The sequence below is a fragment of the Paenibacillus sp. NPDC058071 genome (assembly GCF_042885235.1).
In the GTDB taxonomy this organism is placed as follows: domain Bacteria; phylum Bacillota; class Bacilli; order Paenibacillales; family Paenibacillaceae; genus Pristimantibacillus.
On sequence record NZ_JBHVSK010000020.1, the window covers coordinates 24,749 to 46,369 of the forward strand.

The window sequence follows — 21,621 nt, forward strand, 5'->3', positions numbered from 1 at the left end:
GTACGTTCCTACTGGGCGGGCTCGGCCAGATCCCATTTCGGATATTGCTCCGGCTGCAGGACGCTTGCGTCGATGCGCTGCGACAACAGGCGGTTGGCGACGATGGCAGCGTCGTCTTTTGTCGAATTGGATAACAATATAAAAAGGTCGCCGCCAAACGATTGGCCGATAAAGTCGGACTCCCTCAGCAGACCGTTCACTTTGAATAGCAGCTCGCCGTCTATAATGATTTTTCGCTGCAAGGCGATAAAGGAATAGTTGACGTTGAACTTCAGCTTCGCTTGTTCCCTGGAGCGAATGACGGCCAGAAACACTTCCGGCTTCAGGACAGGCAATCCATCCAAATAGCGGTCGGGCTGGCTTAGGTAGATGCTGCGGATGTTGCGGGACAGCGATGAAGCCATCAGCTCGTTATAGATATGGCCTTCGTCCAGCTTGACCGCCTTCTCCTGACCGGCCGCAATATGAGGGACGGCTGCGGGCGTTCGCATAAACCAGTCAAACGTACGTTTCAAGCCTTCTTCAAGCCCGTAGCGGGGATCCCAGTTCAAGGCGTCTTTCAAGCGGCTATTGTCCAAGCGTGAACGATGAATATCGCCATTGCGTGCGGGCTTGTATTGAACGCTGGCTACCGGATGCAGGCTTTCCATAATGCCAATAAGCCGGCTGACCGAGTTCTCGGTATTCGTGGATAGGTTCATGAGACCGACTTGATCCGTCAGGCTAGCCAAATAGATGACTTCGGCGACGTCTTCCACATAAACGAAGTCGCGCGTCTGCGATCCGTCCCCGTAAACGTCGAGCGGCAGCCCATGACGGACGCGCTCCATAAAAATCGATACGACGCCGCCTTCGCCAATCGAGCCTTGGCGAGGCCCGTAGACGTTGGCGAAGCGGAAGCAGATGGTGTCCAGCTTGTAAATCTCGCTCCATTTCGTGCAATAATATTCGCCGAGCAGCTTGTTGATGCCGTAAGGAGAAACCGGCTGGCAAGGCATGTCCTCGTTCAGCGGCACTTGGTCGTTGAGTCCGTATACGGCGGCCGACGATGCGAACAGAAATTTACGCACCTTATGCTTCGCCGCCAATTGCAAAATGTTCGTTAATCCGAGTATATTCGACTTGGTATCGGCATACGGGTTGTCCATTGAGGTAACGACATTGATTTGAGCGGCCAAATGAACAACGATATCAATATTGTGGCTGTCGAAAATGGAGTCGCATACCGTGCTCTCCACATCGGCGATATAGGAAACATGCGGGAAGCCGCAGTTTGACAGATGGCCCGATGTGAGATTATCGATAATGATAACCTTATGTCCTTCTTTATAGAATCTTTCCGCGACAAAAGAGCCGATGAAGCCGTAGCCGCCGGTAACCAGTACATTCATGAGACCACCCCGTCCTTAAATTCATTCCGTTATTGCACGCATTCCCGGCGAATCGATAATCTTGGGGCAGTCATGGGGATTCGATCGAGCGGAAGGATGCGAGTCTACTTGACTATGATAATGGTTAGGGAATAAATTGTAAACTAATTCCAAGGAATGGTCGATAGATTATATCGATCCCAGGAAATTCAGATAAATTCTTGTCGTTCTATTCTACTAATGGTTGTTGCTTCCAATTCTGAAATTTGGTATGATAGAACCAGAAGTTGTCGATAATTTCATAGAGTGAGATGTCGAAAAGGGCAAACCGCGCGAAAGCGCGGGACGCAAAGCTATAGGGGCTACATGGGCAACCATACGCCAGCCAGCTACCGAAAGTTTCCTAGTATTTTCGGGCCTATGACATGTCATAGGCTTTTTCTACTAGTTATGCACCTTTCTATCCAAATTTAATATGATGAAGCATCGATAAAGGCAAACCGTCGCGAAAGCGCGGGACGCAAAGCTACAGGGGCTAAATGGGAAACCATATGCCAGCCAGTTCCCGAAATGTTTCAGGATACGAGAGTAGGATCGTCCTGAAACGGGATGATTCTATTTTTTATCCGTAGATTTGGAGGAATGGGAAATGAGTATTTTTAGCAGCTATTCGAAAAAATCGATAGCCATCATGTTGACCATCTTTTTAAGCGGATTCGGTTTTTTTGGCCTATTTGTCGAACAAGCACACGCGGCTGATCGTATAAATGTAAAAGATTACGGAGCAAAAGGCGACGGACGGACCGATGATACGTCGGCGATTCAAAAAGCGCTGAACGACGGGGGCGCGAAAAAAGCAACGGTTTACTTTCCGAAAGGAACGTACATGGTCAATGTGAAATCGCCGCTGGCAGTGAGCAGCAGCATCGTTGGCGATGGTACAAGCTCTGTCATCAAAGCAAGCACGAGCACATTCGGTTGGGAACTGGTACGCGCCGCTGGGTCGAACTTCTCGATCAGCAGCCTCTCGCTGGACGGCAACATGCAGGTGAACCGCGTGCTCGTGATCGATTCGGGCAGCGAAAATGTGAGTGTAAGCAATATCACTGCTGCTAACGCAACGCACAGCAAGCAATCGAGCAGCGATTATTACAGCGGCGTACTTTCGGGCATTCTTGTGCTCGGCAATACGAAGAACATCGAGATCAGCAATACCGAAATCAGCAACATCATCGCGCTGAATCCGACCAGCGGCAGCCTGATTGCCAGAGGCATCTACGTCACGACGGCTTGGGGTAAAAAAGAAACGGTTGCGGCCAATATGACGATCGCGAGCAACTACATCCATCATATCGGCCCGGCGGACGACGGCGACGGCATCTACTACGAGGATCCGAATTTGGATAACGGCAACGGCTCGAATACGAGAAGCATCATCACCAATAACCGTTTCGACAACAACGCCAAGCGGGCAGTTAAAGTCTATGCTCAAGGGCTGACGGTCAGCGGCAACCAAATTACAAACTCGTATTTGCAAAACAATTACTACAAATCGGGCAGCGATAAAGGCAAATTGGCTCCTGATATGTACTCGGCCATCAGCATTTACGGAAGCAACAATCTCGTTCAAAACAATACGATTTCAGGCACAGGCAGCTTCTACGCGGCGATTGAAGTCGGCGCTTCCCAGACGGTCAAGGATATCGAAATTACGGGCAATAAAATTACGATGGGCGCGAGAAGCGTTCAGCAAGGCAAAACCGCGATCCGCCTTGGCAACATTACGAGCTTTAAAGTGGAGAGCAATGTAATCGAGAACGGTGAAAAAGGCATCTGGACATGGCAAAATGCCGATAAAGGAACGATTTCGAAAAATATTATCAAAACGACGGTTGGCGGCGGCATCGACTTGACGAGCTACCTGTCGCAATACGTGCAAAAAAATATCGTTTGCTCGGATAATACGATTCAAGCTAAAATGTTCACTATTCAACTGTCCAAAAAGTCGAATTATAATATTGAGTTGTTGTAAATAGATGCTGAGCCAAAGCTTCGACACGCCGTGTCGGAGCTTTTTTTAGTTCTTTTTTTTATAAAATCGTATCCATAAGAACTAATTTAGTGATACTATGGATACAATTTACAGATTTATTGGACGAAAACGGTCGTATATTGTCGCATCATTTTTATTTACTTGCTGTAAGAGCAGGATTATACTACCAATAAGTCCAAGGATTCATAGAATTAGTGCCTATGAACGACGTATGAACAGAGGGATGAAGCCATATTGAGCCAAGATAGCGGTTTATTCGTCATTTCTATCGATTTTGAGTTGTATTGGGGCGTAAGAGATTTATATTCTCTGGAAGAATACAGGCGTCGTTTCGGTCGAGAGCGCAGCTTGATACCGGATACGCTGGCGCTGTTCGCGCGCAACGGCATTCATGCGACATGGGCTACGGTAGGATTGCTATTTTTCGAGTCCAAAGGAGAAATGCTGGCAAGTCTGCCGATAGACAAGCCAGGATATGTCGACGACGGTCTCTCGCCGTATGACCACCTGGCCAGTTCCGGAATCGGCGATGCTGAGGCGGACGATCCCGACCATTTCGCGCCTTCGCTAATCCGTCTTATTCAGGAAACGCCTTATCAGAGCATTTCCACCCATACATTTTCGCATTATTACTGCCAAGAGGAAGGCCAGACCGAGGAGCAGTTTCAAGCCGATTTGGAAGCCGCTGCCGCCATCGCGGACAAGCGAGGCTTGCGGCTTGAGAGCATTGTCTTCCCGCGCAATCAAATGAATGAACGTTATTTACAGGTGCTGCGCCGTTTGAACATCGGCGTTTACCGGGGCAATCCGTCCCATTGGCTGTACCGCAGAGGGTACAGTACCGGCGATCCGCCGCTTCGGAGAGCGCTACGTCTAGCGGACACTTACTTTAACTTATCCGGCTACCATTGTTATCCGCTCCAGTCTTATGGAGAGACCGAACCAATCAATATCCCCGCAAGCCAGTTCCTTCGTTCTTATTCTACCGCACTCAAACATCTGGAGCCTTTGCGAATCAAACGAATTAAAGACGCGATGACCTACGCGGCCAAACGAGGCCAGGTTTATCATTTATGGTGGCATCCTTACAACTTAGCCGAGGGCGGCTCAGCGAATATGGCCGTTTTGGAACAGATCGTCGAGCATTTCGGCAAGCTTCGCGACCGATACGGCATGCGCAGCGCCAATATGGAAGAAGCAGCAAGTTTGGCCTTCAAGCAGGCGGGCCATTAAAGAAGACGAGGTGCATCGATGGATATCGATCGATTAAAGCAGGCGGTTTCCCGATTTTACATGATTATTTTAATTACGATAGCGCTTTGTGTAGGAGGGGCGTTTATCCTTAACGCGGCTGTCAAGCCCGTATACGAGGCGACTTCGAGCGTCGTCGTCAGCATCAGTTCGACGGGCGATGCCGGCATTTATAACGAGTTTCTCGCGAGCCAGCTGCTTGCGGGCACGTACAAGGATATTTTGAGCAGTCATTATTTGGCCGAGAAGGCGAAAGAAAAGCTTGGGACGAGCCTGACGGCGGCCAAGCTGCAGAAGAAGCTGACCGTTGAGACGAATGCGGACACGCTGGTCATCAAGCTGAAGGTCAGAGACAGCAACGTCAAGGATGCAGTCGCGATCGCGAACGCGTTCAGCGAGACGTTTTTGTCAGAAGCGAAGAGCATTATTCAATATACCAATCTATCGATTCTGGATTTGGCTAATATCGAGCAGGCTTCGGACCCAGTCAGTCCGAAAAAGGCGTTCAACCTCGCTGTCTCGCTATTTATCGGTGTTTTCGCGGGACTGAGCGCCGCCTTGGGGCTGGAGTTCAGGCGGGAGCAGCGTAAAAGAAAAATCTATCAGGAACGAGAGTTGAGCGAATCATGATCCATTTTGCTATTGTGGGCTGCGGCCATATTGCGTACAAGCATGCCGAAGCGATTCGGGAAATCGATTCGGCGCAAATCTCCGCTGTTTGCGATACGAACCCGGCGACATTGGACAAGTTTGTTGAGCTGACCGGGGCTAGAGGCTACTTGAATCTGGAAGAAATGCTTGGGAGCGAGCCGGACGTCGATGTTGTGTGTATTTGTACGCCGAGCGGCCTCCATGCAAGACTGGCGGTTACCATTGCAAGAGCCGGCAAGCATCTCATTATCGAGAAGCCGCTGGCGTTGACGCTGGAAGATGCGGACCGTATTCAGGAAGCGGCGAAAGCAGCGGGCGTGAAAGCGGCGGTTGTTCACCCGAACCGGTACAGGCCGGCGATATTACGTCTGAAGCAAGCATTGGAGCGGGGCGCATTCGGCAAGCTGAGCCATGTGAACGCAACCGTGCGCTGGAACAGGGGACAGGCGTACTACGACCAGGCGCCTTGGCGCGGCACGCAGGCGATGGACGGCGGCGTGCTGATGAATCAAGCAATACATAGCCTCGATTTGCTGCAATGGCTGTTTGGCGAAGTGGAGCAGATCAAAGCGATGGTCGACACGCGCGTTCGCCGTATCGAAGCAGAGGACGTGGCGGTGGCGACGCTTCGTTTCGAAGACGGGACGCTGGGCTTAGTAGAGGCTGCGACAACCGTTTATGAGAAAAACCTGGAAGAGACGATCAGCGTATTCGGTGAAGACGGTTATGCCGTAATCGGAGGCGTCACTGCGAACTGGATCAAGCATTGGAAGAGCGCGTCGATGTCGGACCCCGATATAGCGGCGCTCATCGAGGAAATCGAAAACGATCCGTACGGCCAACCCGGCCACCGGCACATTATCGAAGATATGATTGGAGCGATTCGCGACGACCGAGAGCCGGCCGTCACGGTCGAAGACGGCCGGCGTGCCGTCAAGCTGGTGCTTGATATCGTGAACGAAGGCCAACTAACTGGCCTGCAAACGATTTAACAAGGAGGGTGCGGAGCATATGGAATCCGTAAAAACGATTGCGCTCAGTGATCGGCTAATCGACAAGCTGACCGACAAAACGGCGGTCATCGGTGTCATCGGGCTTGGTTACGTCGGACTTCCGCTGGCGGTGGAGAAAGCGAAAGCGGGCTATCGCGTCATCGGTTTCGACGTCCAGCAGAAAAAAATCGATATGGTGAACGCTGGCGTTAACTACATCGGCGACGTCATCGACGAAGACCTGCGGGTTATGGTCGGCAGCGGGTCGTTGCGCGCGACATCGGATTATTCGTTCTTGAGCGATATGGACGCCGTGGCGATCTGCGTGCCGACGCCGCTCGATATTTACCAGCAGCCGGATACGAGCTATGTGGAGTTATCGACGAAAGCGATCGCCGATTATTTGCATCCAGGCATGCTGGTCGTGCTGGAAAGCACCACCTATCCCGGAACGACGGAAGAGCTGGTGAAGCCGATTTTGGAGTCGACCGGGCTGAAGTGCGGCGAAGACTTCTTTCTCGCTTATTCGCCCGAGCGCGTTGATCCCGGCAATAAATCGTTTAATACGAAAAATACGCCGAAGGTGGTCGGCGGCATTACGCAGTCCTGCTCAAAGGTCGCCCAGACGCTCTACAGTCAAGTGTTGGACGGAGAGGTGCATGTCGTATCCAGTCCTTCCGTAGCCGAGATGGAAAAGATTTATGAAAATACATTTCGCCATATCAATATTGCGCTCGCCAACGAGATGGCCGTACTGTGCGACCGAATGGGCATTAACGTATGGGAAGTGATCGACGCGGCGAAGTCGAAGCCTTACGGCTTCATGGCCTTTTATCCAGGGCCGGGACTGGGCGGACATTGCATTCCGGTCGACCCGTTCTATTTGACTTGGAAGGCGCGGGAGTACAACTACCATACGAGATTGATCGAACTTGCTGGCGAAATAAACAATACGATGCCGGAGTTCGTCGTGCAGAAGATCGGCGATATTTTGAACAAGCAGCAGAAATCGATCAACGGTGCGACCGTCTACTTGCTAGGCGTTGCGTATAAGCGGGATATTGACGATTATCGCGAATCGCCAGTGTTGAAGATCATCGAGCTGCTGGAAGAACGGGGCGCGAATCTGTGGATTAGTGATACGCATATCAGCCATTTCAGCTATAAAGGGCGTTCTTACGAGAGTGTTGAACTGACGGAGGAAAGGCTGTCGACCGCCGATATTGCAGTCATTACAACCGATCACTCCGGCTTTGATTACGAGTTGATTGGACGGGCCAGCCGCAGCCTGTTCGATACCCGCAACGGGATGAAGGACAGCGGTAAGCCGCAAAATTACCATCTACTATAAGTACGTGTTGAACTACCTCTATAAGCAAGGAGAATGGAAGATGAGCTATTTCTCACATCCGTCGGCCATCATCGATGACGGCGCTTCGATTGGAGAAGGAACAAAAATATGGCACTTCTCGCATGTCTCGGCCTCTTCCGTCATCGGCAGCCGTTGCAGTCTCGGTCAAAACGTGTTTGTTGCGAATCGTGTGACGATCGGCAACGGCGTTAAGATTCAAAACAACGTATCGATTTATGAAGGGGTCGAAATCGAGGACGACGTGTTTTGCGGGCCAAGCATGGTATTTACGAATGTCCGAACGCCCCGTTCGGCGTTTCCGCGCAATCAAAGCGCCGATTATTACAAGACGGTCGTCAAGAGAGGGGCTTCGATCGGAGCGAACGCAACGATTGTGTGCGGCGTGTCGATTGGCGAATGGGCTTTTATTGCGGCTGGCGCCGTCGTGAATAAGAATGTTGCGCCTTACGAACTGCATGCCGGAGTGCCGACTCGGCGGCTGGGCTGGGTCTGCGAGTGCGGCGCAACGCTCGCCTTCGCAGGCGACAAAGCTGAATGCGGCGATTGCCGGAGGGAGTATCAGCTCGAACAAGACCGTGTCAGCCGAGTAAATGGAGGGATTTGATGAAACGCATTCCGATTCTAGATCTTAGCTCGGAAATTAACGAGCTGAAGCCGCAGCTGCTGAACGCCTTCGAGAACGTGCTCGATAACGGGGTATTCATTATGGGCGACAACGTCAAGCGCTTTGAGGAAGAGGCAGCTGCTTATCTGGACACTCCTTACGCGGTGGCCTTGAACTCTGGCACGGACGCACTCGTTATCGCATTGCTGGCGGCGGGTATTCAAGAAGGGGATGAGGTCATTACGACGCCTTTCACCTTCTTCGCGACGGCGGAAGCGATCAGCCAGGTGCGCGCGGTGCCGGTGTTTGTCGACGTCGAGCCGGAGACCTACAATCTGAATCTCGATTTGCTGGAGGCTGCCATTACGCCTAAGACGAAGGCGATTATTCCGGTTCATCTGTTCGGTCAGCCGATGGATATGCAGCGGTTAATGTCGATCGCCAAGGAGCGCGGCTTGCTTGTCATTGAAGATGTTGCCCAAGCCTTTGGGGCTGATTACAAGGGACGCAAGGCTGGCACGATCGGCGATATCGGCTGCTACTCCTTTTTTCCGTCGAAAAACTTGGGCGCTTATGGCGACGGCGGCATGCTGGTAACGGCTAACAAAGCGTTCGCCGAGAAGGCGGCTATGCTGCGCGTACACGGCTCTAGAAAGAAGTACTACAACGAAATCGCCGGCTTCAATTCGCGGCTCGACGAGCTTCAAGCGGCAATCCTGCGAATCAAGCTGCCGAGAATCGAAGAATGGAATGCGGGCCGAAGAGCGGCAGCGGCGCGTTACGGCCAGCTTTTGGAGCATGTGGAGGGGATCATCCTACCGTGGGAGACGGCGGATGTGAAGCATGTTTACCACCAATATACGATTCGAGTCAATGACGGGAAGCGGGAGGCGCTTCAGCAACGTCTGGAAGCCGAGGGGATTGGCACGATGGTGTACTATCCGGTTCCCGTTCATAAGCTTCCGATCTATGAGTCGATGAACGCGGCGATGCCAGTATCCGAGCAATTGGCGGGAGAAGTGCTGTCGCTGCCGATTTGGCCGCAAATCGAGCCGTCCGTCCAGCAGTTTATTGTTCAAAAAATAATCGAAGCTCTTCGGTAAGGTGGCTTGTATGCGCAAGTATCTCAAATTTTTTCCGCTCGACCATTTTTTCAAGAATGTGCTTGTGCTGGCGGGCGGTACGATTATCAGCCAAGTTATCGTGCTGGCCTCGCTGCCGATCATTACGCGGATTTACAGTCCCGCCGATTATGGCACTTATTCGTTGTATACGTCCATCATCGCCATCCTGCTGATGACGGTCTCGCTTTCGTACGAGAACGCGATCACGCTGCCGGAGGACGACAAGACCGCCTCCAGCATTTTGACGCTGTCGCTGCGGATTTGCCTAGTGGTAAGCGTCTTGAGCGGCATCGCGATCTACTTCGTCGCTTCGCCGCTGGCGCACTGGCTGAAAGAGCCGAGCATGAAAAATTATTTTCTGTTCATTATCGTCGGCTTGTTTGGCGCAGGCTTCTATCAAATCTTGAACTCGTGGTCGGTGCGAAAAAAATATTTTAAGCAGCTGGCGCGAACAAAGTATACGCAGAGCATCGGTCAAGTATCGGTGCAGCTTGGTTTCAGCTTCATGCATATCGGGCCGGTCGGTCTGATTGCGGGAGAAATTATCGGCCGGTTCGGCGGCATGCTGTCCCAGTGGGGGCTATGGAGGAAGGACGTCAAGCAGCAGAACATCGTGACGACGGTTCAAGATTTGAAGGACAGCGCCTATCGGTATCGCCGCTTTCCGATGCTGTCTCTTGCCTCCAACGTACTGAACAGCATCGGTCTTTACCTGCCATTAATTATGATTACTGCTTATTATGGGCCGTATACTGCGGGATTAATGGCGCTTGGTCAGCGTATTCTAGGCTCGCCGATGACGCTTATTATGACGTCGGTCCGGCACGTCTACTTGTCGGAATCATCGGAGTACGCCAACAATGCGCCGGAAAAGCTGTACCCGTTGTTTCTTAGGACGGTACGCAACGTTTTTATCATCGGCCTATTAATTATTTTGGTTATCGTTATTTTGGGACCGTCGACCTTCGCTTTTCTGTTCGGCAACGAATGGGAGAAATCGGGTCATATCATTCGGATCCTATCGATTATGTACTTGAGCCAGTTTGTGGCGAATTCCGTCGGCACGACAATCGACGTCATGGAGCGGCAGGATCTTCATTTGTACCGCGAAATCATTCGTACGGTCATAATCATCGGCGCGCTGCTGTACGGGGAACTGTCGAAGCAGCCGGCCGAAACGGCAATCCTTTACTTCAGTCTGGCATCGACAGTAGGCTACGTGCTGCATTTAGGGCTGTCGTGGTTTTCCATTAAAAAGTTTAAAGGACGAGAAAATCAGTACAAGGAACGAGGGTAAAGGAATTGTTTATTTTACGATCTCCAATGTCGCGTAAACCTGAGAGAGAATACATCTACCGAGTCGTCCTGCAACAATTTCTTGGATTCGATTATGCAGTTGAATACGAGGAGCGGAATGATATTGTGATCGTCTGGCGGGATGACGATGCGAGAAGGCTGACGCTTGCCGACGTATTTCTAGCTACCGCCGACGCCGATTGGCTGCAGCGAAGCTCCTTGCCGAAGAGGCCGCTTATGCGGACTGGCACAGGACAAGGAGGAGAGGAGCTGCCCGTCCTTTATGGCCGGGTCTTGGCCGGCGAAGGTTATTTCGGCGGGGAACAAAACAGCCGTTATATCGGGATTGACGTGTTCGGCAGCTCCTTTTTTATGCTGACAAGGTACGAGGAACTGGTCATTCGAGAACGAGATGATCACGGCCGGTTTGGCGCTGAGCAATCGATCGCTTGGCAGGAGCGGTTTCTTCATCGGCCGATCGTCAACGAATACGTGGCTTGTCTGGAGCAGGCGATGCGTCAGCTGTGGCCGGGACTGCCGGTCAAACGCCGGGACATGCAGAGGCACATCAGCCACGACGTCGATTTTCCTTTTTATGCATACGGCAAGAATGCATGGGCGATAGCCAAGGAAAGCTTGGGCGATATCGTGCGGCGGCGCAGTCCGGAAACAGCGATGAAGAAGCTGAGCATGATGTACCGCGGCCACAGCAGGCTGGGTGCCGACCCGTACAACCGGTTCTCGTATTTGATGGATCTGAGCGAGCGAATTGGCATAAGGAGTTCCTTCTATTTCATAACCGAGGCGACGCGGCCCGGCATGGACGGAAACTACGCGATGGACGACGCCAACATTCACGCTTTAATGAAAGAGATTCATGCCCGCGGACATGAAATCGGTTTGCATCCCAGCTACGATACATACAAAAATCCCGAAAGCATCGGTCGGCAGTTCGGCCTGCTTCGGCAGACGGCGGAGTCGCTCGGCATTCATCAGGAGCACTGGGGAGGCCGGCAGCATTACTTGCGCTGGAGCGCCGAAGAGACCTGGCAGCACTGGGAAGATGCGGGGCTTCATTATGACAGTACGGTGGGTTACGCCGATGTCGCAGGATTCCGCTGCGGCGTTTGCTACGAGTATCCGGTGTTCAACGTTCGCGAGCGCAAGCCTCTGCAACTGCTGGAGAGGCCGCTTATCGTGATGGATCAAACGCTGCTCCACTACGAGTATATGGGGCTGCAGGCGGAAGAGGCGCTGCGCGTACTGACGGACTATAGCAATCAATGCCGGAAGTATAACGGCGATTTCACGCTGCTATGGCATAACAGCCAATTGGTCAAAGCGTCGGATCGGACCGTATACGAGAGTTATATGAAACAACTAAGCGGCCAATAGGACCGGAAGGTGAATTGCAATGAAAATTGCTTATTTGATTCATTGGAACGAAGGACCCGAGAGCGGGGTTTTCAAAAAAGTGGTCGAGCAGATGACAGAGTGGCGGAAGCTAAGCCATGAGGTCGCGCTATTCCTGTTCACCAGCAGGCCCGATATCGCCTGGGGCGAATACGCCCCGGGCATTACTTGCTTCGTCTCACATTATTCAGGCCGGAGCGGGCGGTTTAAAGCATTTAGCCAATTGGCGCAATCGGTTCGGGAGTGGGAGCCGGATGCGATCTATCACCGGTTCGATTTGTATTACGGACCGCTGCCGTCTCTGCTGCGCGCTTATCCGTCGGTACTGGAGATCAATACGAACGACCTGAGCGAAATGCGCATGGAAAAAGGGCTCCGCTATTACTATCACCGGCTTACGCGCGGCCTTGTGCTGAAGGCCGCTTCCGGTTTCGTATTTGTCAGCGAAGAACTAGCCAGTGAGCCTCATTTCAAGCGCTACGTGCGGAATTATACGACGATTGGCAACGGCATCCGGTTGGATGATTATGGCTCGTCCACACCTTTGGCGGCCAGCAGTTCCGTCCGATTCGTCTTTATCGGCTCGGCTGGACAGTCTTGGCACGGTATCGACGAGATGGCTGCGTTGGCTGATGCCCGTCCGGATTGGCAATTCGATATGATCGGCTCGGACGCAGATGAGCTAACGAGGCCCGCTCCAGACAATATGCATTTTCACGGCAAGCTGTGCCGAACGCAGTACCAGTCGCTTATGGACAGCGCCGATATTGCGATCGGCACGCTCGCCTTGCATCGAAAAGGCATGAACGAAGCCTCGCCGCTCAAGGTTAGGGAATATTTGGCCAATGGTTTGCCTGTTATTATCGGTTACCGGGACACTGACTTTGCGGCAGTCGTTCCGTTTCTGCTCGAACTGCCGAACGAGGCGGACAATATAGTGAAGCGACTTGAGGCGATTGATGCATTTGCCGCTCGCTGGAAGGGCCGCCGGGTAGACAGGGAGAGCTTAGGACATCTGGATACGGCGGTCAAAGAGGCGCAGCGGGTCGATTATATGAACCGTATTGCATCCGCGAAAGGGAAGCGGCAGTGAGCGGGCAATTATTGATCGTAGGCTTATTAGTCGTATTCGCAGCCGTTTTCTTTACACAGCTTATGACGATGCTCAAGCTGCGAATCGATGCTGCGTACGTAGCCGGATTTGCGATTTGCTTCGATATGTTCGGCTACTTCTACAGCCAGTACGTTCCGATCAACTCGTTCGTGCTGCTGCTCGGCGCGCCTCTGCTGCCGGTTTGCGTAGCGCTGCTGCAAAAGCCTTCGAAGCCTTACGAGCTGCTGACGGAGCCCGTCGCCTGGCTATGGGCGCTATTCCTGCTGTACAGCCTGACTTCGTTCGCTTGGGCGCCATCGCTGTCGAACGGCCTCCTGAAAGAGCAAATTTTACTTATACGCGGAGTTATTCCGGGCATTTATATTTACATCCTTTATAAGAAATACAATCGTTTTTCGTGGACCGTCGTCGCCTTGTTTGGTTTGGCTTATGCGCTGATGCATCTTGCGCTCGGAGGCTATTCTTCTGAATATCCGGGCCGGCTGACCATGCCGGGAGGCAATCCGATTTACGATGCAAGGATCGCCTTTTTCACCATTACAGTTTGTTTATGGGGGCCGCGCATTCCTTTCGTTGTGCGGATCGGGGTCATGGCGGCGGCTCTCCTGTCCGGTTTTTACACGCAGTCGCGGGGGCCGTTAGTCGCTTTTCTTGCGGCGAACGCTATCGTCGGGGCCGTGCTGCTTATTCAGAAATACAGGCGGGGTGAGCTGGCGTTTTTGTCCCGTTACGCTGCGCCGATCTGCTTCGCCGTGCTGGCTGGCTTGTTTGGCTTGTATTTGTACGCTGGTCACGACCATCAATGGCTGGACAAGAGCCGGTTTACGGTGCTGTTTGATAAAAGCCAGCTGCAAGCAGACGCCAATTACTTAGGAAGGATGAAGCTGCAGGAGGAAGCGGAGGCACGGCTGCTGGACAATCCGTTTTTTGGAGCGGGTCTAGGAGCAAGCTCTCCTCCGCTCACGCCAGATCATCCGCATAACGTCATCGTTGAGATGGCGAGCGAGTTGGGCATTGTCGGACTTTTGCTATGGAGCATTGCGCTGTTGTATTCCATATGGAAGGCTTCTAGAAATCGGCTCCTGCTTGTGCTGCTTTTACAGGTGTTGGCTTACGCACAGTTAAGCGGCGACTTCGGCTACAATTTCGAGTATTTACTGATCGCTTTTATAGCGATGGCGCTGGTTTCGCAGACGGCGGGAAAGAAGGATGAACGGTATGAAGAAAGTGCTATTTCTGATCACCGGATTTGATTACGCCGGCGCGGAAAATCAAGTCGTGGAGCTGTGCAAGGGGTTAAAGGCAAGAGGAGACGCCGCGATGATCGTCAGCATGATTGAACCCGTCGCCTATTTGGACGAGTTGAAAAGAATAGACGTTCCGATCCGGTCGCTTGGCATGAGCAAAGGCGTTCCCGATCCTCGCGCGCTGTTTCGGCTGAGGCACATCATCAAAGCGTTCAAGCCCGACATCGTTCACAGCCATCTCGTGCATGCCAATATTATGGCTCGCGTCGCCAGACTGATCGTCCGCATGCCGGTGCTGATCAGCACCGCTCACAATATTAACGAAGGCGGTAAAGTCAGAGAGCTTCTGTACCGGGTGACGGACCCCCTGTGTCAGTTGACGACGAATGTCAGCCAGGAAGCGGTTAATCGGTACGTCGCGATTAAAGCGGCGCCGAAACACAAAATACGCTACGTTCCTAATGGTATTGACATGAATCGCTTTGAGGGCACCGGAAGGGAAAGGGCAGACATCCTTTCGGAGCTTGGAGCTGGAGCCTCCGGGAACGGTTTTATTTGGCTGGCGGTGGGGCGATTTGTTCCTGAGAAGGATTATCCTGCAATGCTTGGCGCGTTTCGCAAAGTGTTGAACCGTTATCCGGACAGCCTGCTGCTCATTGCAGGCATTGGGCCGGAACGGGAAGCAGCCGAACGAATAAGCGAGGAATTGGGGCTGGGTGGCAACGTTCGATTTCTCGGCATACGCACTGACGTGCCTAAGCTTATGCATGGGGCAGACGCTTATGTCATGTCTTCCAGATGGGAGGGGCTTCCGATTGTACTGCTTGAAGCAGCCGCCAGCGGCTTGCCGATCGTCGCGACCGACGTCGGCGGCAACGGCGAGGTGGTGCGCCACGGAGCGAACGGCTACTTGCTTGCGCCGGACGACGAAGAGGAGCTCTCTGGATATATGAAGCTGATGATGTCGCAAACGCCGGAAGAGCGCCGGGCAATGGGCTTGCGGGGGCAAGAGGAAATAAGAAGAAATTACGATATGGAACAAATCAATGAAATTTGGGAGAGCATCTACAGCGAGCAAACGGCGAGGAAGGGCCGGCCGGACGCTTATCGCGTATCGGGCGGGGTGAAATGACGTGGGATTGAAAAAAGCGGCCTATGTCGCAACCGTGTATTCGCATATTAACGCTTTTCACCTGCCGTTTCTGCAGGACTTGCGGGAGAAGGGCTGCGAGGTGCACGTTTACGCTTGTCCAGACCACACGTTCGAGGACGTTCGGGCGACTGGCGTTGACTGCCGGTCCGTGCCGTTCAGTCGAAGTCCGTTCTCGCCGGATAATGTCCGCGCGTTCAAGCAGCTGAAGAAAGCGTTCGAGAGCGAACGATACGACCTCGTTCATGTGCACACGCCGAACGCAAGCGTAATCTGTCGGCTGGCTGCCCGGTTTGCCGGATTGGATCGCATCGTCTATACGGCGCATGGCTTTCATTTTTTCAAGGGCGCGCCGCTAGCCAACTGGCTGCTTTATTATCCGGTGGAACGGCTCATGGCGAGGTGGACGGATGCTCTCGTGACCATTAACCGAGAGGATTACGAGCGGGCTAGCACATTTCCGCTGCGCGGTGAAGCCGTCTATATGCCGGGAGTCGGCATTGATTTATCCCGTTACCGGGAGCTCGAGCCGGAACGTCTGGCGGTTAAACGAAAGGAACTCGGTATCGCAGAGAACGATTTTGTACTGCTATGCGTTGCCGAATTGAACGGCAACAAAAATCAGACGCAGCTGCTGCGCAGTGTACGTCAATTAAAGGATGAGGGCGTGCCGGTCAAAGCGATACTGGCAGGTACGGGCGATAGCGAGGAGTTGTATAGACGGCTTGCCGAGGAGCTGGGGGTGCGGGAAGAGACGCTGTTTCTCGGGTTTCGGAAAGACGTGCCGGAATTGATCAACATAGCCGACGTGCTTGTTCTGCTGTCGCGGCGGGAAGGGCTGCCAAAGGCGCTGCTCGAAGCGATTGGGATTGGGAGGCCGATGGTTGTGACGAACGTGCGCGGCAGCGCCGATCTGGTCCGGCACGGCGAGAATGGCTTTATTGTTCCAATCGGGGATGTTCCGGCTACGACGGAGGCGCTGCTTTCCTTGCATCGCGATCCGGCCGCCCGATTGAAAATGGGAGCTAACGGGAAAAGCGGCGCATCCCAGTACGACTTACAAGCTATTCAGGCGGATATGCGGGGCTTGTATGAGCGGCTGCGGCTTCGAAAGGAACGTCAGCCTAAAAACAAGGTAAATGAGGACTTGCGATGACAAAGTTATTTCGTACGAACGGACTTAAAGTGATTTTGCTGCTGCTGGACTGCCTATTCATCTATTCCAGCTTCCTGCTTGCCTACCGTCTGGAGTTTCTAAGCGGCATTCCGGCGACGGAGCAGCAATCCTTTGTGCAATACGCGCCGTGGCTGGGGCTGCTGACCGTATTCACGTACTATTTTTTCAATTTATACGATTTGGCGGGGAGGCGGATACCTTCCAAGCTGCTATATAATCTCGTGCTGGCGCATATTGTGTTTGTCGCGGAGATGATTGTTCTAAGCTACTGGCTGAAGTCGTTCAGCGTTCCGAAGAGCATTTTCTTTGTAGCCTTAATGCTGCAGCTGTTGTTTGCGTTTACGCTAAGACTCGTGATCTTTGGCGTGCAGTCCACCGTAATCGGCAAGAAGCGAGCTGTGATCGTAATGCCGGAGGGCAATACGGATCTAAACACGATCGGGAAGCTGATCGAGCAAGGGAAATCTTGGTTCGCGGTGGAACGAATCGTTGCCGGCTCAAGGGCTGCTAAGCTGGCGGAAGAGGGCGGACTGGATGAAATCGAGGCGCTTCTGCTATGCGCTGGACTGCCTCCGGAGCTGAAATTAAAGCTGGTGCGGGAAGCCGGCGAGCGTCGGATCGAGGTGCTGCTTGTGCCGGAGTTTTACGAGCTCAACTTGATGGGAGCCGAGCCCCAGCAAATTGACGATTTGATGGTGTATTCGGTCGTATCGCCGCATTTCACGTTTCTGGAGCGATTTACGAAGCGGCTGCTCGACTTACTGCTCGCTGCGCTCATGATTGCGGTCGCTTCGCCGGTGATGTTGTTGATGTTCTTGCTCATCCCTGCTACCTCGAAGGGGAAAGCGTTGTTTGTTCAGGAGCGCGTCGGCCGATACGGGAAATCGTTCCCGCTCTATAAGTTCAGAAGCATGGTGGACAACGCAGAGAAAAGTACAGGACCGGTGCTGGCGAGCGACAGGGATCCGCGCATCACAAGGCTGGGCGCGTTCATCCGAGCTACCCGCATCGATGAGCTGCCTCAATTATTTAATGTCGTTCAGGGGCAGATGAGTCTGGTCGGGCCGAGGCCGGAACGCGCGTTTTTTATCGACCAGTTTGTGAAGGAGATTCCTCACTATACGTATCGGTTAATGGCCAAGCCTGGTTTGACTGGACTGGCTCAGGTTATGGCCAACTATTCGACGTCGCCGTCGGACAAGCTGCGCTATGATCTTACGTATATTCGAACTTATTCTCCGTTATTGGATATCAAGATATTGTTTCAAACGATTATCGTCGTTTTGCAGCGGGAACAGTCTAGAGGGGTTGCTTCGGCGACCCGTCAGGCGGACGTAGAAAGACAGATTAGACAGGCGCTGGAGGAGACGGCGGCGGGGAACGGTTAAAAACGGGGGAAAAGAGATGCGATTCGGTTCACTGAGGCCTGTGGCGATCGGACTCGTGATGGCGATTATCGCCGCATTGGCTTATTTATCACTGTTTTACCCGAATAAGCTGGACGAGGACCCGACGATTCGCCGTTACGAGAACGCCGTTAATGTGAAAAAAACCGGGGCCAAAGGCGACGGCAAGACCGACGATACGAAGGCGATTCAGAAGGCGATCAACGAAGCAGCCGCTTCTGGCAAGATCGTTTATGTGCCCAGAGGGATTTATGTCATCAATCCGGAGAGACCGTTAAACATGCCTTCCGGCACCCGGCTGTACGGCGACGGCAAAGAGTCGGTGCTGCAAGCCGATCCGCACCGGTTCGGCTGGGAGCTGGTCCGGGTGCATGGGAAGCGGATCGACATCCGCCATCTGTTCATGGACGGCAACAATGCCGTCAACCGGGTTGCCGTCGTCCGTGCAGGCAGCCAAGACGTTTCGTTTTCCAGCGTTTTCGCTGCGAATGCAAGCCAGAGCGATGACCCGGGCAGCATTTATTACAATCAAATGGTTGCGGGAATTGTCATTTACGGAGAGACGGAACGCATCAATATCGCTCACTCCGAAGTGTACAACATTTATGCTCGGCATGACACGGAGGGAACCCGCATCGCTCGGGGAATATACGTGACGACGACATGGGGCAATCAGGAAACCGTCGCTCGCGAGGTGAAGATTACCGACAGCGCTGTTCATCACGTCGGCCCCGCCGACAATGGTGACTGCGTTTACTACGAGGACCCGAACCGGCGCGCGGCGGGTTCGGGCGAACGGGCTGAGCGAGCGGAGCCAAACCAAACCGGTGGAGAGAAGAAGGCAGGCAGTGAAGCTGAGCCGGCAGGTGCCGATGAATGGGCTGAGCACGACGAGCAGGTAGCGTCGGTGGATACAGGCAGCCTGCTCGAGAGAAACCAGTTTTCTTTTTGTGCGACCCGAGCGGTTTATATTGGTGCGAACGGCGTAACGGTCGACAACAATCGAATCGACAACCTTTTTCAAGGAGATAACAAATTTGAAGGAGGCCCGCGCGCCGGGCAGAAGGCTCCCGACATGTACGCCGGCATTTCGATCAATGCGGATCATGTCATGGTACGAAATAATGCGCTGGAGGGAGCCGGAAGCTATTACACGGGCATTGAGCTCGGCGTTTATGAAACGGTGCGCAATGTGCAGGTGATCGCCAACCGCATAACGATGGGCAATGGCAGCGACATTACGGGAACGACGTCGATTCGAATCGGCAAGGCTGACGGCTTTGTCGTCTCGGACAACCAACTGACGCACGGAGGAAAAGGAATTTGGACTTGGCTCACTGCTTTGAACGGGGTTATTTCCGACAACGCGATTCGCATGCCTGAAGGGGGAGGCGTTCAGCTTTCCACCTATTTAGAGGAACATTGGCAACGGAAAATCGCTGTAACGGATAACGACATCCAGGCGAGAGATTATACGATTGGAAACGATAGTCGGAACGAGGAAATGACCATAGAAGAAAAAAAAGAGGCGGCTCCTACTTAGGAAGCGCCTCTATTTTCATTTTACGCGCGGTGATGAGGTTGTCGGCTACGATCACATTCGAGTCTTTGTAGCCAAAACGATCATACAGCGAGAAACGGATGCCGAAATCGACTTTGGAAATGTTGTTTTTCTTGATCGAGCCGGCCTGCGTGTCGGTAATCGGAGAAAATATGCCAGTCTGCATGTTGGACAGCTTGTTGTCGTGTACTTTGAAGTTTTCGATCGTGCCGAGGCGGATGCCGTTCGTATTTTTAATGATCGCGTTGGAGCCGTTTGTAATTTTGTTATTGTAGATGACGATATTTTTTAAATCTCCCAGATCGGCTTCGATACCGGCGTAATAGCTGCCAATACCATCAATAACGTTGCCGTGTACGGTGACGTTGTTCGCGTAAATCGAGATGCCGGAGAACATGTCCTGCGGAATCGCGTCCTCGCCGGGGAATAAATATTCATTGTTGTTCAAGAAGCTGTTCGTAACCCGGTTGTCCGATACGGTCACGCCTGGAGCGGCGATTTTGATGCCGCGCTTGGCGACGTTCGAAATCGTATTGCCTTTTACGACCGAATTGGAGAGCTTGTTCGGGTCATCTGGCATATCGAAGTAGACGCCGTCCGCATCGTCCCGGGGACTGATGTCGCTGATTCGATTATTAAGAATGCTGACGCGCTGCGCATAAGGCAAGTCGTCCTGCGCGTAGACCATTACGCCTCTGGCGACCGGACTCTTGTTAAACGCTTTGATGCCGCGGATTACATTCCCCTCCAGTTTAATGTCCGAAGTGCCGCCGTATATCAATACGCCCGTTATGGTGGCGCGATAAGCATGGCTGTCCGGGTCGCTGGACTGTGTCATATTTTCGATGACGTTGTGGGACAGCGTGATGTTCTTGGAGCCTGGATGAATGCCGAAGCCGCGAATGAGCCGATTGCCTCCATTGACCGTCAAGCCGCTGATCGAGATGTTGGAGCCCCGAACGTCAAAGCCTTCGTAGCCGAATGAGCCGTTCCTGGACAACGTTTTGAACCGAATGACCGGATTGGATTTTCCGACAATGGAGACATTGCTTCGGACGTACAGCGGCTCCTCTGTATCGATGACGTACTCGCCTTTCGGTACGACGACGGTTCCGCCCTTCTCGGCCGCTTTGCGCAGTGCGGCGTCGAATGCGGAGGTATCGTTCGTTTTGCCGTCTCCCTTGGCGCCGACCTGCATCACATTAATCGTTGTGCCCGTTCCGGCGCTTTGGAGCGTTTTATGGCCGGAAAATAAAAATGCCATCGCCGCAATCGCCGCTAACGATAAGTACAATTTACTTCTAGCCATACCATACCCCTTGCTTTTACGTTAGATTGAATAAACCGAGAGCTTTGCATTTGTCATATTCATCGGCGATGACATCGTCGAGCTTGATTTCGAGCAAGTTGCACATGGCGGTCGTATAAAACAAATTGCGTCCGAGCTCGGCCTTCAGCACATCCCGGCAATGCTCGCACAACTCGCCCGACAGATGGCTTTGCAGCGTCGACTTGGCTTTCTCGAGGTCCGGCTCGGCGGAATAGTTCTGCTTGCGGGCGTTCAGTTCAATACAGCCGCAATCGGTAATCGCCTTTGATACAGCCCGGTTGACGGATGCGCCGGACTGGCCGAATTTGGATAAGACGTCCAGCAAGCTGCGGTGCCTGAGCAGCAGCTCGGATACTTGCTGCTGAAATTGATCCAATGTGGGAGCGCTCAACGGTCACACCTCTCTCTTCTTTTTGTACAAAAGTTATCACTATTTCCATTATAAGCCTACAGCAGGTCCTTTTCAAAATTAAAAATCATTCACCTGCTACGGTTAGCCCGTCCATTATT

General features: G+C 52.8%; 18 protein-coding genes and 2 riboswitches. Of the genes, 15 read left to right on the top strand and 3 right to left on the bottom strand.

The features are described from left to right. Positions 1 to 8: 8 nt before the first annotated feature. Positions 9 to 1,391 carry an NAD-dependent epimerase/dehydratase family protein gene (locus ACFVTB_RS23785; protein WP_387754957.1) on the bottom strand — a complete coding sequence of 461 codons (1,383 nt, stop codon included), beginning with the start codon at positions 1,389 to 1,391 and terminating at the stop codon, positions 9 to 11. 291 nt (positions 1,392 to 1,682) lie between these two features. Beyond that, positions 1,683 to 1,767, top strand: a riboswitch (cyclic di-GMP riboswitch). An 87-nt stretch (positions 1,768 to 1,854) separates the two neighbouring features. Then, positions 1,855 to 1,940: riboswitch (cyclic di-GMP riboswitch) on the top strand. 79 nt (positions 1,941 to 2,019) lie between these two features. Between ACFVTB_RS23785 and ACFVTB_RS23790 the strand changes: the two genes are divergently transcribed. The 15 genes from ACFVTB_RS23790 (at position 2,020) to ACFVTB_RS23860 (ending at position 19,763) form a co-directional block, all read left to right on the top strand. After that, entirely contained in the window at positions 2,020 to 3,402 is a 1,383-nt protein-coding gene (locus ACFVTB_RS23790) for a glycosyl hydrolase family 28-related protein (protein WP_387754960.1), read from the top strand. Between the two features lie 255 nt (positions 3,403 to 3,657). Further along, positions 3,658 to 4,656: a polysaccharide deacetylase family protein gene (locus ACFVTB_RS23795; protein WP_387754963.1), complete on the top strand. Its 999-nt coding sequence runs from the start codon at positions 3,658 to 3,660 to the stop codon at positions 4,654 to 4,656. Between the two features lie 18 nt (positions 4,657 to 4,674). After that, positions 4,675 to 5,304, top strand: coding sequence for a YveK family protein (locus tag ACFVTB_RS23800; RefSeq protein WP_387754966.1), 630 nt, complete (start codon positions 4,675 to 4,677; stop codon positions 5,302 to 5,304). Continuing rightward, entirely contained in the window at positions 5,301 to 6,317 is a 1,017-nt protein-coding gene (locus ACFVTB_RS23805) for a Gfo/Idh/MocA family protein (protein WP_387754969.1), read from the top strand. The genes ACFVTB_RS23800 and ACFVTB_RS23805 overlap by 4 nt, the downstream gene beginning before the upstream one ends. A 37-nt stretch (positions 6,318 to 6,354) precedes the next feature. Beyond that, the gene (locus ACFVTB_RS23810) at positions 6,355 to 7,668 is read left to right on the top strand and encodes a nucleotide sugar dehydrogenase (protein ID WP_387755169.1); all 1,314 of its coding nucleotides are present in this window, start codon (positions 6,355 to 6,357) and stop codon (positions 7,666 to 7,668) included. Positions 7,669 to 7,708: 40 nt separating this feature from the next. Further along, positions 7,709 to 8,293: an acyltransferase gene (locus ACFVTB_RS23815; RefSeq protein ID WP_387754971.1), complete on the top strand. Its 585-nt coding sequence runs from the start codon at positions 7,709 to 7,711 to the stop codon at positions 8,291 to 8,293. After that, positions 8,293 to 9,396, top strand: coding sequence for a DegT/DnrJ/EryC1/StrS family aminotransferase (locus ACFVTB_RS23820; protein ID WP_387754974.1), 1,104 nt, complete (start codon positions 8,293 to 8,295; stop codon positions 9,394 to 9,396). The genes ACFVTB_RS23815 and ACFVTB_RS23820 overlap by 1 nt, the downstream gene beginning before the upstream one ends. Before the next feature lie 10 nt (positions 9,397 to 9,406). Then, positions 9,407 to 10,714 carry a lipopolysaccharide biosynthesis protein gene (locus ACFVTB_RS23825; protein WP_387754977.1) on the top strand — a complete coding sequence of 436 codons (1,308 nt, stop codon included), beginning with the start codon at positions 9,407 to 9,409 and terminating at the stop codon, positions 10,712 to 10,714. Positions 10,715 to 10,719: 5 nt separating this feature from the next. Continuing rightward, positions 10,720 to 12,108, top strand: coding sequence for a polysaccharide deacetylase family protein (locus ACFVTB_RS23830; protein ID WP_387754980.1), 1,389 nt, complete (start codon positions 10,720 to 10,722; stop codon positions 12,106 to 12,108). A gap of 19 nt (positions 12,109 to 12,127) precedes the next feature. Then, entirely contained in the window at positions 12,128 to 13,219 is a 1,092-nt protein-coding gene (locus ACFVTB_RS23835) for a glycosyltransferase (protein ID WP_387754982.1), read from the top strand. Then, positions 13,216 to 14,493, top strand: coding sequence for an O-antigen ligase family protein (locus ACFVTB_RS23840; protein WP_387754984.1), 1,278 nt, complete (start codon positions 13,216 to 13,218; stop codon positions 14,491 to 14,493). The genes ACFVTB_RS23835 and ACFVTB_RS23840 overlap by 4 nt, the downstream gene beginning before the upstream one ends. Next, positions 14,459 to 15,619 (top strand): glycosyltransferase, encoded by a 1,161-nt coding sequence (locus ACFVTB_RS23845; protein ID WP_387754987.1) that lies wholly within the window; start codon positions 14,459 to 14,461, stop codon positions 15,617 to 15,619. Before ACFVTB_RS23840 ends, ACFVTB_RS23845 begins: the two co-directional genes overlap by 35 nt. A 1-nt stretch (position 15,620) precedes the next feature. Next, positions 15,621 to 16,793, top strand: coding sequence for a glycosyltransferase family 4 protein (locus ACFVTB_RS23850; protein ID WP_387754989.1), 1,173 nt, complete (start codon positions 15,621 to 15,623; stop codon positions 16,791 to 16,793). Then, complete coding sequence (locus ACFVTB_RS23855) at positions 16,790 to 18,202, top strand: sugar transferase (protein ID WP_387754992.1); 1,413 nt, start codon at positions 16,790 to 16,792, stop codon at positions 18,200 to 18,202. The genes ACFVTB_RS23850 and ACFVTB_RS23855 overlap by 4 nt, the downstream gene beginning before the upstream one ends. Before the next feature lie 16 nt (positions 18,203 to 18,218). Further along, complete coding sequence (locus ACFVTB_RS23860; RefSeq protein WP_387754995.1) at positions 18,219 to 19,763, top strand: glycosyl hydrolase family 28-related protein; 1,545 nt, start codon at positions 18,219 to 18,221, stop codon at positions 19,761 to 19,763. Here ACFVTB_RS23860 and ACFVTB_RS23865 read toward each other — a convergent pair. Both ACFVTB_RS23865 and ACFVTB_RS23870 read right to left on the bottom strand, forming a co-directional pair. After that, positions 19,756 to 21,090 carry a right-handed parallel beta-helix repeat-containing protein gene (locus ACFVTB_RS23865; RefSeq protein ID WP_387754997.1) on the bottom strand — a complete coding sequence of 445 codons (1,335 nt, stop codon included), beginning with the start codon at positions 21,088 to 21,090 and terminating at the stop codon, positions 19,756 to 19,758. The genes ACFVTB_RS23860 and ACFVTB_RS23865 overlap by 8 nt on opposite strands. A 16-nt stretch (positions 21,091 to 21,106) precedes the next feature. After that, positions 21,107 to 21,502 carry a DUF1573 domain-containing protein gene (locus ACFVTB_RS23870; protein ID WP_387755000.1) on the bottom strand — a complete coding sequence of 132 codons (396 nt, stop codon included), beginning with the start codon at positions 21,500 to 21,502 and terminating at the stop codon, positions 21,107 to 21,109. Between the last annotated feature and the right edge of the window lie 119 nt (positions 21,503 to 21,621).